11 protein-coding genes are annotated in these 13466 nt (G+C 53.1%); 6 read left to right on the forward strand and 5 right to left on the reverse strand.

Annotated elements, in window-relative coordinates; genetic code table 11:
- Positions 1-38: 38 nt before the first annotated feature.
- From CUZ56_RS09890 to CUZ56_RS09915, 6 genes are read left to right on the forward strand one after another with little or no spacing between them, the layout of a single operon-like run.
- Positions 39-1016: an ABC transporter permease gene (locus CUZ56_RS09890; protein ID WP_126980228.1), complete on the forward strand. Its 978-nt coding sequence runs from the start codon at positions 39-41 to the stop codon at positions 1014-1016.
- Entirely contained in the window at positions 1013-1948 is a 936-nt protein-coding gene (locus CUZ56_RS09895; RefSeq protein ID WP_126980229.1) for an ABC transporter permease, read from the forward strand. The genes CUZ56_RS09890 and CUZ56_RS09895 overlap by 4 nt, the downstream gene beginning before the upstream one ends.
- Before the next feature lie 5 nt (positions 1949-1953).
- Entirely contained in the window at positions 1954-2997 is a 1044-nt protein-coding gene (locus tag CUZ56_RS09900) for an ABC transporter ATP-binding protein (RefSeq protein ID WP_126980230.1), read from the forward strand.
- Positions 2994-4031, forward strand: coding sequence for an ABC transporter ATP-binding protein (locus CUZ56_RS09905; protein WP_126980231.1), 1038 nt, complete (start codon positions 2994-2996; stop codon positions 4029-4031). Before CUZ56_RS09900 ends, CUZ56_RS09905 begins: the two co-directional genes overlap by 4 nt.
- A gap of 12 nt (positions 4032-4043) precedes the next feature.
- A complete protein-coding gene (locus CUZ56_RS09910) occupies positions 4044-4931 on the forward strand; it encodes an N-formylglutamate amidohydrolase (RefSeq protein ID WP_126980232.1) in 888 nt (295 codons plus the stop codon).
- The gene (locus CUZ56_RS09915; RefSeq protein WP_126980233.1) at positions 4928-6148 is read left to right on the forward strand and encodes a M20 aminoacylase family protein; all 1221 of its coding nucleotides are present in this window, start codon (positions 4928-4930) and stop codon (positions 6146-6148) included. The genes CUZ56_RS09910 and CUZ56_RS09915 overlap by 4 nt, the downstream gene beginning before the upstream one ends.
- Here CUZ56_RS09915 and CUZ56_RS09920 read toward each other — a convergent pair.
- From CUZ56_RS09920 to CUZ56_RS09940, 5 genes are all read right to left on the reverse strand, one after another.
- Positions 6145-6390 (reverse strand): hypothetical protein, encoded by a 246-nt coding sequence (locus CUZ56_RS09920; RefSeq protein ID WP_126980234.1) that lies wholly within the window; start codon positions 6388-6390, stop codon positions 6145-6147. The genes CUZ56_RS09915 and CUZ56_RS09920 overlap by 4 nt on opposite strands.
- Before the next feature lie 111 nt (positions 6391-6501).
- Positions 6502-8355 (reverse strand): amidohydrolase, encoded by a 1854-nt coding sequence (locus CUZ56_RS09925; protein ID WP_126980235.1) that lies wholly within the window; start codon positions 8353-8355, stop codon positions 6502-6504.
- Between the two features lie 95 nt (positions 8356-8450).
- Positions 8451-10061: an MFS transporter gene (locus tag CUZ56_RS09930; protein WP_126980236.1), complete on the reverse strand. Its 1611-nt coding sequence runs from the start codon at positions 10059-10061 to the stop codon at positions 8451-8453.
- A gap of 259 nt (positions 10062-10320) precedes the next feature.
- Positions 10321-11007 carry a hydrolase gene (locus CUZ56_RS09935; RefSeq protein WP_126980340.1) on the reverse strand — a complete coding sequence of 229 codons (687 nt, stop codon included), beginning with the start codon at positions 11005-11007 and terminating at the stop codon, positions 10321-10323.
- A gap of 382 nt (positions 11008-11389) precedes the next feature.
- Positions 11390-13270 (reverse strand): potassium transporter Kup, encoded by a 1881-nt coding sequence (locus tag CUZ56_RS09940; protein WP_126980237.1) that lies wholly within the window; start codon positions 13268-13270, stop codon positions 11390-11392.
- Positions 13271-13466: the final 196 nt, after the last annotated feature.

The following is a 13466-nucleotide window of genomic DNA, read 5'->3' on the forward strand; positions in this document are numbered from 1 at the left end:
CATAATTTGTTTTCCACGCTGAAATAAATATTTAGAACATGCTTGCTTACATCATTCGTCGTATTTTGCAGGCCATGTTGGTCATGCTGGTCATGTCAGCTTTGGTTTTCTGCGGTCTTTATATGGTGGGCGACCCGGTGGCCATGATGGCCAGCCCGGAGGCGACAGAGCTTGAGCGTGCAGCGATCCGGCAGAACCTGGGGCTGGATCAGCCGCTGGTGGTGCAGTATCTTCATTTTCTGGGGCAGGCACTGCAACTGAATTTTGGCAACAGTTTTCATGACGGTGAACCGGCCATGAAACTGATTTTGCAGCGTATGCCGGCAACGCTTGAACTGGCAACGGTTGCAATGCTGATTTCTCTGCTGATAGGAATTCCGCTGGGTATTTGGGCCGGGCTCAAGCCGAATGCGCTGAGTTCGCGCGGCATCATGTCGGTTTCGACACTGGGCTTCTCGCTGCCCAATTTCTGGATTGGGCTGATGTTCATTATCCTGTTTGCCGTGTACCTGAAATGGCTGCCGTCCGGCGGCAGAGGGCCGGTTGTGTCCATTGGCCCGATCGATCTGAGCATTCTGACGCTGGAGGGGTGGAAGTATATTTTGCTGCCGGCATTTACCATTGCATGTGCCAAGGCGGCGCTGATCATTCGGGTGACACGTGCCGCCACGCGTGAAGCACTGCCGATGGAATACATCAAGTTTGCGCGTGCCAAAGGGGTGCCGCGCGGCAAAATTCTGCGCACACACCTGCTGAAAAATATCCTGATTCCCATTATCACGATTGCCGGGCTGGAGTATGGCCAGGTGATTGCTTTTGCGGTGGTGACGGAGACGATTTTCTCGTGGCCGGGCATGGGACAGTATCTGATCCAGTCGATTCAGAATCTGGACCGGCCGATTGTGGTGGCCTATCTGATTCTGATTGTGTTTTTATTGGTGATGCTGAATCTGATTGTGGATGTGCTGTATTCCGTTTTGGATCCGCGGGTGCGGGTGCAAGGAGCCAAATCATGAATGACACAACTTCCGTTGCACTTTCTGCTGAAGACACGGCCATTGCATTGCCGCCGCCGGAAACCCCCTGGCAGCGCTTTCGGCGTGAATACTGCTCGAGCAAAATTGCCATCATTGCACTGGTGCTTTTTCTGCTGACCTTGTTTGTTGCGGTGTTTGCACCTTGGGTGTCACCGCAGGACCCTTATGACCTGGCGGCCCTGGAGATTTTTGATTCCAAGCTGCCTCCTGGCAGTGTCAGCGAATTTTCCGGCATGACATATTGGCTGGGCACTGACGGGCAGGGGCGTGACATGCTCTCGGCTATTTTTTATGGCCTGCGTACCAGTCTGATGGTCGGGTTTGTTTCCGTGGCAGTGGCGCTGGTTGTTGGCTGTCTGGTCGGCCTGGCGGCCGCATACTTTGGCGGCTGGGTCGACTCGGTGCTGATGCGCATTGTGGATATTCAACTGTCGTTTCCCTCTATTTTGATTGCGCTGATTTTATTGGCGGTGCTGGGGCAGGGAGTTGACAAGGTGGTGTATGCGCTGATCATTGCGCAGTGGGCTTATTTTGCCCGTGCGGCGCGCGGCTCGGCACTGGTGGAGCGCTCCAAGGAATATATTGAAGCGGCACAATGCATGTCGCTGCGGCCAATGCGCATCTTGATCAAGCACCTGTTGCCCAACTGCCTGCCGCCGTTGATCGTGATTGCCACGATCAACATTGCACACGCAATTATTCTGGAGTCCACGCTTTCATTTCTGGGGGTGGGCGTACCGGTAACGGAGCCTTCATTGGGAATGCTGATTAAAAACGGGTTTGACTATATTCAGTCGGGCGAATACTGGATTTGCTTTTACCCGGGAATTGCGCTGGCGATTGCCATCATCAGTATCAATCTGGTGGGCGACCAGTTGCGCGATGTCCTCAACCCGCATAATTCAAACTGAACCACATGAATACAGAAACAGAACAACAGACATCCGTGATGCCGCTAACAGCGTCAGCCGTTCCGGTGCTGGAGGTGCGGGGGCTTAAGACGCATTTTTTCACGCATGATGGTGCGGTGAAAGCCGTGGACGGTGTGGATTTGACGATCCGGCAGGGTGAGATTCTGGGGCTGGTTGGAGAATCGGGCTCCGGCAAAAGCATTACCGGGTTTTCCATCATGGGGCTGATTGATGCGCCAGGACGTGTTGTGGATGGCAGCATCAAGTTCATGGGGCAGGAGCTGGTCGGTATTGGCGAAGAGCGGATGCAAAAGCTGCGGGGCAAAGATATCGCAATGATTTTCCAGGACCCGATGATGACGCTCAACCCGGTGCTGCGCATTGATACGCAAATGGTTGAGGCGATTCTGGTACACGACAAGGGCGTCAGCCGTGAGGCGGCGCTCAAGCGTTCGGAAGAAGCTTTGGCAATGGTTGGGATTCCGGCGCCGAAAGAACGCCTGAAGACATATCCGCATGAACTTTCTGGTGGTATGCGGCAGCGTGTGGCAATTGCCATTGCGTTGCTGAACCATCCGAAGCTGATCATTGCCGATGAGCCGACAACAGCGTTGGACGTGACGATTCAGGCACAGATTCTGTATGAAGTGCAGAAGCTGTGTGAAGAAACCGGTACTGCCCTGATCTGGATTACACATGACCTGGCGATTGTTTCGCGGCTGGCCGATGAAATATCGGTGATGTATGCCGGGCGCATTGTCGAAAGCGGGCCGGTTGAATCGGTGATCAAACATCCGGCGCATCCTTATACGCTGGGGCTGATGAACTCCATTCCTGCACGCACCACCAACGGGCAGATGCTGCGGCAGATTCGGGGCATGACGCCTTCTTTGCTGCATCTGCCGCGTGGCTGTGCATTTCGCCCGCGGTGCGACTATGCAACCGATGCCTGTCTGCAGGACCCGCAGCCGGCGGCTGTCACATCCACCCAGACGGTTCGCTGCTGGAACGCACTGACCCATACCGATAATGGATTTAAAGCAACATGATTGAGACAGCAGCCACATCGTCAAGCGAACCTTTGCTGAAGCTCAGAGGGATAGAAAAGCGTTTTGTCCAGTCAATTGACCTGGCCGACAGAATCGCTAACCTGCTGGGAGCCAAAAACAAACCGTCTGTTGTGCATGCCGTGGATGGTGTGGACCTGGACGTTTACCCGGGGGAGGTTATTGGTATTGTGGGCGAGTCAGGGTGCGGCAAATCGACCCTGGGGCGCATCATTGCCGGTATCAATCCCCCGACGGCAGGTGAAATCTCCTATATGGGCAAAAAGATCAGTGCCATGGAGACAGCTGAACGCCGTGCGTACGAGCTCAGTGTACAGATGATTTTTCAAAACCCGATGGCGTCGCTGAACCCGCGCATGCGCGTGCTGGATATCATCGGTGAAGCGCCTGTGGTACATGGCATTGTTTCAAAGGCGCAAAAGAAAGAATATGTGGCCAGCCTGATGGAGCAGGTTGGCCTGGACCCTGATTATGCGCAACGCTACCCGCACCAGTTTTCCGGCGGGCAGCGCCAGCGCATTGGCATTGCCCGGGCACTGGCGCTTAAGCCCAAAGTCATTGTGTGTGATGAAGCGGTGGCGGCACTGGACGTTTCCATTCAGGCGCAGGTGCTGAACCTGTTCATGGAGCTGCGCGAAACGCTGAACCTGACCTACCTTTTCATCAGCCATAACCTGGGTGTGGTGGGGCATATTTCGGACCGCGTGCTGATCATGTATCTGGGGCGTCTGGTTGAAATTGCGCCGACCGAAACGGTATTCAACAACCCGAACCACCCTTATACACAGGCGCTTTTATCGGAGCTGCCAACACTGGATACCGTGAAGCGCGCATTTCAGCCGATCAAAGGCGAACTGCCTTCACCGCTGGCGCCTCCGCCAGGGTGCACCTTTCATCCACGCTGCCCCAATGCAATGGAGCGCTGTAAAAAAGAAATGCCTTTGCACCAGGTTATTGAGGCAGGGCACATCAGCGCCTGCCACCTGAACGATCTGACCAAGCTTTCACCCTATTGAAGGAACTGCGTTATGACAGAAGCTGTTACCCCCAGCACCCCGACACCGTTTCCCCCTTTTGTCCTGGCTTTGCCCAAGGCGGATGCCATTCCGTTGGTTTGCGACTCTCCGCACAGCGGGGTACGTTACCCGGCGGACTTCGGGTTTTCGGTGCCGTTTGATATTTTGCGCTCAGGCGAGGATACCGATGTGCATGCATTGTGGCAGGGGCTGCCCGATGTGGGCGGCGTGCTGCTGGCCGCAGAGTTTCCGCGCAGCTATATTGACCCCAACCGCGATGCCGACGATATTGATGTGACCATGCTGTCTGATGCATGGCCGGGAGAAGCGTGCCCTACAGAAAAGTCCCGCCTGGGTATTGGGCTGATCTGGAAAGTTGCGGGCAATGACGGAAGGCACCCCATTTATGACCGTTTGCTGACCTCCAAAGAGGTGCAGGCCAGAATTGAAACGTATTATCAGCCTTACCATGCGGCATTGCGCAACCATATTGAGCGTGCCTATTCCCAGTTTGGTGCGGTATGGCATTTGAACCTGCATTCCATGCCTGCCAACGCATATGAAGGGCTGGAAATGAGCGGGAATTACACACTGGCTGATTTTGTGCTGGGTAATCGCGACGGCACCACGTGCTCTGAGGAATTTACCCAACTGGTGGCGCAGTCTTTGCGTGCCAAAGGGTACACGGTAGCGATCAATGATCCGTACAAGGGGGTTGCGCTGATTGCACGTTTGGGGCGTCCGGCGGAAAACCGGCACAGCCTGCAAATTGAAATTCACCGTGGCTTGTATATGGATGAGCAAACGCGGGAGCGCAGTGCTGGTTTCAGCACATTGCAGGCCAATCTGACAGCGCTTTCTACGGAAATTGCTGCTTATATCAAGGAGCAGGTTAAATGAGCAGTCTGATCACGGAAATACAGACCGAACATCCCAGGCTGGTTGAAATCCGGCGGGATATCCATGCGCACCCTGAAACGGCGTTTGAAGAACAGCGAACTTCTGATCTGGTCGCCGCTTTGCTGGAAAAATGGGGCATTGAGGTGCACCGCGGGATAGGTCAGACCGGCCTGGTGGGCGTGTTGCGGGGCAGCCAGGGCGCGGGGTCTCGCACCCTGGGGTTGCGTGCAGATATGGATGCATTGCCGATGCCCGAATACAACCGTTTTGCACACAAATCGCTGATACAGGGGCGCATGCATGGCTGCGGTCATGACGGGCACACCACCATGCTGCTGGGTGCTGCGCATTATCTAGCCGGGCACCGTGATTTTGCCGGCACCATCCATTTTATTTTCCAGCCAGCCGAAGAAGGCGGGAATGCCGGCGCGCGTTATATGATTGAGGATGGTCTGCTGGAGCGTTTTGCCTGTGATGAGATTTACGGTATGCACAATATGCCGGGGCTTGCTGCGGGTACTCTGAATTTTCGCAAAGGTGCCATGATGGCTTCAAGCAACCGCTTTACCATCACCATCAAAGGCGTTGGCGGGCATGCCGCCATGCCGCATAAAACCGTGGACCCCATTGTCATAGCGGCAGAAATGGTCGGTGCACTGCAAACGGTAATTTCACGGCATAAAAACCCGGATGCCAGTGCGGTGCTGTCTGTGACGCAGATTCATGCCGGCGATGCGTTCAATGTGATACCTGATGAAGCGGTGATTAAAGGCACGGTGCGCACATTTGATACACCAACACTAGACCTGATTGAAAACAAAATGCGTCAGGTGGTTCAAACACTGCCGCAGGTACATGGTGGTACAGGGGCGTTGGATTTTGTACGGGCTTATCCGGTACTGGTGAACTGGGATGAGCAGACCGACTTTGCGGCTTCTGTCGCAGAGCAGGTGTTTGGCAAAGATCGGGTGGACCGTGATACGCCGCGCTTAAGCGGAGCGGAGGACTTTTCGTTCTTTTTGGAAAAAGTGCCCGGTTGCTACCTGTTCATTGGCAATGGCGGTGGTGAGCACCGTGAAGCTGCCTATGAAGGCATGGGGCCATGTGAACTGCACAACCCCAATTATGATTTTAACGATGCATTGCTGCCTATTGGTGCCACCTACTGGGTGCGTCTGGCGCAAGCGTTTTTTCAAAAGGGCAACGGGAGAGGCTAGTTTCGGTTTTTGGCGTTTTTCCTGTCAATGTACTTGCCAGCCAGTCCGCCGGTAACTAAGGCGGCGCCTACTAGCCCATAGCATAAAGCTGCGCCGCCGATCTCTTCTGGGAAAATAGAAGCCAGCCAACGCCATCTGCCGGATGAAAAGCTCAGGTCTCCTGTATAAAGACACTGCAGACACAACGTAAAAAATACAAATCCCAGCCCTATCAAGAAATGATGTTTATCATTATTGGTCATAAAATCATGCCTATCTCATAAATGAGATGGAAAAAGTGGCTTGTTGATAAGTCTCTATCATGATTTTAAATTAAAAAGCTGCCTGGTCAGCAGCTTTTTTACACACTTGCTTTATACCCAGCAACTGCAACCAAATGCGCCCCAGAATCCTTTCTGGTTATCGGCAGAAACCGCTTCGCTGTAAGCGCTTGCATGAGCGTGCCCATGCAGGTTGCATTGCCGTGCACAGCCGCACAGCGATGAAAACACTTTGTTCTGCATGGCTGTGTTGGCACGCTGATAGCCGCCAAACTCGCGTACAGGCGACCAGTCCGGCATGGCGGCCGGCAGGGGTGGCGCCAGTGATTCAAAGTGGTCTGTACCGTAGACGATTTTGCCACCGACCACTGTAAGAACAGATTCAATCTGCTTGATCTCATTTTCGGGCAGTTTGAAGTAATCATCCGAGAGTACGGCAAGATCGGCATACTGGCCTTTTTTGATCTGCCCTTTTTTGCCTTCTTCACCCGAAAACCAGGCATTGGCCTTTGTCCATAGGCGCAGCGCCTGTTCGCGGTCAACGCAGTTACGCCGTGGATACAGGTTCAGGCCTCCCAGTGTCTGACCAGTCACCAGCCATGAGAGGGCAACCCAGGGGTTGTAAGAAGCGACCCGGGTGGCGTCGGTGCCGGCACCGACCGGCACGCCGGCTTCCAGCATTTTGACAATCGGCGGCGTTTCTTCAGCCGCTTTGGCGCCATAGCGCTCGACAAAATACTCGCCCTGATAAGCCATGCGGTGCTGAATGGCTATGCCACCACCCAGTGCAGCAATACGGTCAATGTTGCGCTGGCTGATGGTTTCGGCATGGTCAAAGAACCAGTGCAGGCCGTCAAAAGGTATATCCTTGTTGACTTTTTCGTAAACGTCCAGAGCACGTGAGATGGTTTCATCATAAGTAGCGTGCAAGCGCCATGGCCAGCGATTTTCCGCCAGTACACGGATCACGGGCTCAAGCTCCTGCTCCATGTTCTGCGGCATTTCAGGGCGGGGGACGCGGAAGTCTTCAAAATCAGCGGCAGAATAAACCAGCATTTCACCAGCCCCGTTGTGGCGGTAATAGCTGTCGCCATCACCTGGTGTTACGGACTGGACCCAGCCTTTAAAGTCGTCCAGTTCTGCGCCCGGGTGTTGTGTGAACAGGTTGTAGGCAATGCGTACTGTGAGCTCGCCATTGGCGGCAAGTTTTTCGATGACTTCATAGTCATCAGGATAGTTCTGCGAGCCACCGCCGGCATCGATCACCCCGGTAATGCCCAGACGGTTCAGCTCGCGCATAAAGTGTCTGGTCGAATTCAACTGGTATTCGAGCGGCAGTTTCGGGCCTTTGGCCAGCGTGGCATAAAGGATGGTGGCATTGGGCTGCGCCAATAGCAGCCCGGTCGGGTTGCCGTTGACATCGCGCTGTATTTCCCCTCCGGGAGGGTTGGGCGTGTCTTTGGTGTACCCGGCAACGCGCAACGCGGCGCGGTTCAGAATGGCACGGTCGTACAGGTGCAGAATAAAAACCGGTGTGTCTGGTGCAATGGCATTCAGCTCATCGATGGTTGGCAGGCGTTTTTCGGCAAACTGGTGTTCGGTAAAACCGCCCACCACACGCACCCATTGCGGCGCTGGCGTATGCTCGACCTGCCGTTTCAGCATGGACATGGCATCTGCTAAAGAGGTGACGCCATCCCAGCGCAGCTCCATATTGTAGTTAAGCCCGCCACGGATAAGATGCTGGTGACTGTCGATCAGTCCGGGAATGACGCGCCGCCCGCCGAGGTCGATGACCCGCGTATGTTCGCCTTTGAATTCCAGCACCTCCTGCTCTGTGCCTACGGCAAAAAAGACGTTATCCTTAATGGCAACGGCCTGTGCAGCCGGATTGCTGCGGTCCAGTGTCGTGAATTGGCCATTTACAAGAATAAGATCTGGTTTCATGTCTTCCTCTCAGGTATCCGTATCAGCGTTATTTATTACACACACATTCATTTTCGGGGTGAATCATACATGGTTGTACGAAATTTTGGAATGCGTTAAGAGCCCGGTGCAAGAAAATGAGAAACCACAGGGGGCTGTTCCCCGGTGTGAAAGGCGAGTGCTTCTTCCTGAATGTCGCGATCATATTCGGTGACACGTTCGTGCTGGCGCAGATGTTCCAGCCAGGAGGCCACAATGAAATATTCTAAATAACGCCCAGGTTGAGCCACGTCTTCAAAAATTCCCCATGCATATGCGCCATCACGGCGTCGTTCTTTGTGCAGCCTGTCCATTGCAGAAACAAATGCGGCAGCCTTTTCAGGGTCAATTTTATATTCAATTGTAATCAAAACGGGGCCCCGGTCATGATTGGCAGATAAATTCACCAAGGGGGCCGGCCAGTGCATGGATGGTGCAAGGTTGATGTCATCATTCTGCGGTAGCCGGTACGGCCATGTTACAAACATCGCAACGACTGCACCTGCAGAGGCAATCAGCAGTGCTGCCGGAATGCTAGTATGAGAGGCTACCTGCCCCCAGATGATGCTGCCTAAGGTCTGCGAGCCGAAAAATACCATGACAAAAACCGACAGGCCGCGGGCGCGTACCCATTCGGGTAAAGCGATCTGCACCGCGCTGTTCAACGATGTCAGGACCATGATCCATGAGGCGCCTGCAATGAGACAGACTGCACCGGTAATGTATGTCTGCTTAACCAGGGCAAAAACACACATGGTGATAACTGTACCTATGGTGCCTGCCATCACCAGTTGGTTGGCATTCAAATGTTTACGTAGCGTGGGCAGTAAAAAAGCGCCTGCAACAGCACCCACACCGATACACCCCAATAAAATGCCATACAGATTCACGCCGCCTTGCAGAACCTGCCGTGCAATCAATGGCAGCAGTGCCCAGTATGCGCTGGCAAACAGAAAAAAACCGGCCGCTTTAACCAGGGGTGCTTTGAGCAGGTCACTGTGCAGTGCGTAACGCAAACCGGCCTGTACCGCACCCGGAAGATGCTCGGCAGGAAGGTGATGGCTTCCTGTTGCGGCAGGGCGCCACCAGAGCAATGCAATAACGACGATGACATAACTTAAGGCATTTACAAAAAAAGGAGCGGCCAGTCCGATAGCGCCGATGATGATGGCGGCCAGCACGGGCCCAATGGCGCGGCTGATATTGACGCCAACACTGTTAATGGCCACTGCCTGTTGCAGGGCCGGACGAGGCACCAGGCTAGGGACAATGGCCTGCCATACAGGCGACGTCATGGCTGCGCCAATGCCCATGAGAAATGTGAACATCAGCAGCAGCAAAGGGGTGGTGATACCCAGTACCACCGTGATGCCTAACCCAGCAGCCACAAAGATGAGTACAGACTGAACCGCCAGCAGCATGTATTTCCGGTTCAGAATATCGGCCAGTGCGCCTGCAGGAAGCGCCAGCAGAAAAACCGGCAAAGCGGTCGCTGCCTGGGTGAGCGAAACCCAGGTCGGGGATGAGTCGGACAGGGTGGTCATCAACCAGCCGGCCCCTACATCGTGCATCCAGGTACCGATATTCGACAAAACGGTTGCTACCCACAGTACAGCAAATGCTTTATAAGCAAATGGGTTTTTAGAGGGCTGCCCTGTTTGGGAAGAGGTGTGTTTGGGGTCGTTCATGAGATACTCTTTTCATTATGGAATAGCATACGATGAACAGACACAAACTGACGTGTTGTTGAAGACATCGTAACATAACGATGCATTTTCATGCGATTGCTTGTGATGGGTGTAGGCTGCCAATGTGAGAAACGCAATTGAGAGATGAAATGTGTTGGCGTAGCGGTATCGCAAGGATGGAGTTTTTCAGGCTTTTTGCCATGGCAGACAAGATAAGAAGACCGCCATGGCAAGCGCCAATACAGATAAATTCAGCGTATTATTTTGCGGGAACAGGTGCCAAAACTTCATGTTTGCTGCTGGTACGTTGAGCCGCCTTATGCACCATGGTATAAGCGTAATCAACGCCCATGCCATAGGCGCCGGAGTGCTCTTTGACCAGATTCATCACCGCGTCATAGGTTTCTTTGTGAGCCCAGTCACGTTGCCATTCGAGCACAACCTGCTGCCATGTGACAGGAACAACCCCGGCCTGAATCATGCGCTGCATGGCATAGTCATGTGCTTCTTTGGTGGTGCCGCCGGAAGCATCGGCAACCATGTAGATTTCGTATCCACCTTCGAGCATGGCGCACAGCGCAAAGCTGTTATTACACACTTCTGTCCATAAGCCTGAAACAACTACTTTTTTGCGTTTGTTTGCGGCCAGTGCATCGCGTACCTTCTGGTCATCCCAGGAGTTCATGGATGTGCGTTCCAGCAACTTTTGTTTGGGAAATACATCCAGCAGCTCAGGGTAGGTAAAGCCGGAAAAGCTTTCAGACTCAACGGTCGTGATGATGGTCGGGATATTAAAAATTTTAGCGCCCTTGGCCAAGCCAACGGTATTGTTTTTCAAAACCTGGCGATCCATGGACTGCACGCCAAAAGCCATTTGCGGCTGCTGGTCAATAAAAATAACTTGGCAGTTTTTAGGAGTTAACAACTGAAGTTTTTCATTACTCATCATAAGTTCCTTTTCAGTGAGCACGGTTTAGCTGATGTTTTTAGCCTGCATCCTGCACAGCAGGCTCAGATGTCAGGTCAGATGGGTGTGGTGTATTAATACTTGTTCATCACAGCGCATGTAACCTGTCAAAAAATTACAGCAGCAGAGAAATACTTTCATTAAAAGCAAACATTTTGAAAACCCAAATCCCATTGCGGGATCGGATTATTTCATTCTAGTGCGCAAAATAAGGCGTTTGTAGTTTTGAGTAATAGACCATTCTGGGAGCACAGTTGAAGCGGCCCGGCGGAGTCTGTCCATTTTGAAAATGATTTGAGGCAACCATATGTGCAGACTCGCAGAAAGCCTCAAAGTGAGGGGCTGGCCCTACACTTTATTTTTAAATCTCAACCTTGCTGCCCAGTTCAATGACCCGATTGGCCGGAATGTTGTAAAAGTCCGCAGCGCCTTCAGCATTGCGGTACAACGTGGCAAACAGCTTTTTCCGCCAAGGCATCATGTGGCAGAGGCCTCCGAGTGCGGATACGATGTTCTCACGCGAGAAAAAGTAAGATGTTTGCAGCGGGTCAAGATCAATGCCCCGACCTGACAGCAGTTTCAGGGCCTCAGGAATATCAACTTCGTTTTTAAAGCCGTAATTCAGCGTGACCTGCCAGCAATCATGACCCAGCGGTTTTAACTCGATACGGTCATTGAATCCGACCCAGGGGATTTCGTGCAGATCAACATAAACAAACAGGTTGGTGGCATGAATGACTTTATTATGCTTGAGGTTATGCAACAGCGATAACGGTACCGTACCAAGGTCGTTGTTCATAAAGACCGCAGTACCTTCCACGCGGGAGGGCGGGTTGGCAAAAATAGCGTCCAGAAAGGGGGGTAACTGGATGGCATTGAGAAGGCGGGCCCGATTCAGAGATTGTTTTCCGTGCATCCAGGTCAGCATGATCATGCTGACCAGTGATGCCACAAGGATAGGCAGCCAGCCACCATCGGTAAATTTCAGGATATTGGAGCTGAAGTACAGCAGGTCGATACTGATGAAAAATATTGTGGCAGCAAGACAGAGCCATAAAGGATAGCGGCGACCATAACGGATGACAAAAAACGACATCAGCGTGGTGATCAGCATTTGCAGCGTGACGGCAATACCGTAGGCGGCAGCCAGATTACCCGATGATTTGAAGAACAGGACAACGACCACAATGCCGGCAAACAATGACCAGTTGACAACGGGGATATAGATCTGCCCGGTCTGATAAATGGATGTATGCATAATGCGCATCCGTGGCAGAAACCCCAGTTGGATGGCCTGGCGTATGCATGAGAATGCCCCTGTGATCAGCGCCTGGGACGCAATGATGGTGGCGACTGTGGCCAGGCAGACCAGTGGAACCAGTGCCCAGGAGGGGGCGATCTGGAAAAATGGGGTACCGACCTGGTCCGGTTTTGTCGACATCAAATAAGCGCCTTGCCCAAAATAGTTCAAAAGCAGGCCAGGCATGGCGCAGCCATACCAGGCAATGCGGATGGGGGTTCGGCCAAAATGCCCCAAATCGGCGTACAGGGCTTCCGCTCCGGTGACGCAGAGCACAACGGCACCCAGTGCCAGAAAACCAAGTGTCGTATATGTTGTGAAAAATTCAAGGGCATAAAGGGGATTGAGCGCCCGCAGTACCTGCGGGGCGTGGATGATTTGTGATATCCCTAAGATGCCCAGAACCACAAACCACAGCAACATGACCGGGCCGAAAAAACGGGCAATGCCTGCTGTGCCTTTGCGTTGTGCCGCAAACAGCGCTAACAGAATGACCAGCGTAATTGGAATGATATAGCGGTGAAAATGGGGGGAAATCAGCTCCAGCCCTTCCACGGCAGACAGAACCGATACGGCAGGCGTAATGATGCCGTCACCACAGAACAATGCGGTGCCGAACAGGCCCAGCAGTAACAGGACATGCCGGATACGCGGCTTGTCATGAACGGCCTGGGTGGCCAGCGTCATCATGGCGATCAGCCCGCCTTCCCCGCGGTTGTCATTGTTCAGGATCAGGTAAACATATTTCAGGGAAACAACGATCGTCAGTGTCCAGAAAACCAGCGACAGCACACCCAGAATACTATGCTCAGTCAGAGGAATGTGCGCATGCACAAACACCTCTTTCAATGCATACAGCGGGCTGGTACCGATGTCGCCATAAACAATGCCTAAAGCACCCAAAGACAGCGCCATGCGATTGCGGGAAGAAGGTTGTGCCATAAAGGTGGGGTGTCCATTAAATGCAGGCGCGATACGGCTGCCAGATATGCCTTGGGTACAAGGGTAGGCGTTTATGAGCCGGTGCTGCTGGTTGTATGTCTACTGTAGTTTGATTGAAGCCAGTGCTGCTGCATGGTTGACAGGGCAATATGGCATATGGTTGGGAGAGCCTCTGAGAAAAACAGTTATATTTGTC

This window comes from Saezia sanguinis, from assembly GCF_003991585.1.
Taxonomy (GTDB): domain Bacteria; phylum Pseudomonadota; class Gammaproteobacteria; order Burkholderiales; family Burkholderiaceae_C; genus Saezia; species Saezia sanguinis.